Source organism: Psychrobacter sp. 1U2 (assembly GCF_051847575.1).
The window spans coordinates 1-659 of sequence record NZ_JBPYDC010001232.1; the positions used below are offsets into that span (position 1 = coordinate 1).

At 34.1% G+C, this 659-nt stretch carries 1 protein-coding gene; it reads right to left on the reverse strand.

Annotation, left to right across the window (positions count from 1 at the left end; translation table 11 throughout):
* Positions 1-131 precede the first annotated feature (131 nt).
* Positions 132-659: hypothetical protein (locus ACS8FD_RS21380; protein WP_439277352.1), on the reverse strand; the 528-nt coding region annotated here is incomplete at its 5' end.

Below are 659 nucleotides of genomic sequence, written 5' to 3' on the forward strand. Positions count from 1 at the left end.
TTCTGATTCTAAAATTTTAATAAAATCAATATATTTATCTATTAGTTTACGAGCTAACAAAAAACGTTTTTCTTCTCGTTGATCTCGATTTTCTTTACGTGTTTCAGCACCTGATTTATTATTACTCATATCTAGTGCTCTAACTTAATTAGTTTAAAACCAATATTTTTAGTCAGTTCATTTATAGTTTGGGCAAAAGCCCTAAGCTCACTTCGTTTTAATCCACTAAATCTATCGTAAAAGCTATATCCAAGCTCGTCAGAGTGTCCCATCCAAGCACTGACCACATCATATCCGATACTGTCTTTGTTCAGAGATGGGTCAAAAGAATATTTTCCAATATGCTCGTTTTGTAGCGAGCGTATATAGTGACGAGGCCAGTTGAGTGGTAAAGAGATATAAGCTGATATACGTTTTTTAAGGAAAGCATTATCCAGTTTTAGTCTAGTAACTGTGCTAGTTGCTTCATCCAGCTTCAAGTAGCATACCAGTCCAATATTGCCGTCTAGAATATTCGTATAGATTAGTCCAATGTCGTTCCCTAATTTATTAAAAAGACTAGCGTTGCCTTTGATAAATTTTATGTACTCTTCGAGTTGCTGGCATAATATAGTTGGTAGATATATGAATCGTCCTATAGTATCTTGCTGAACTTCTTT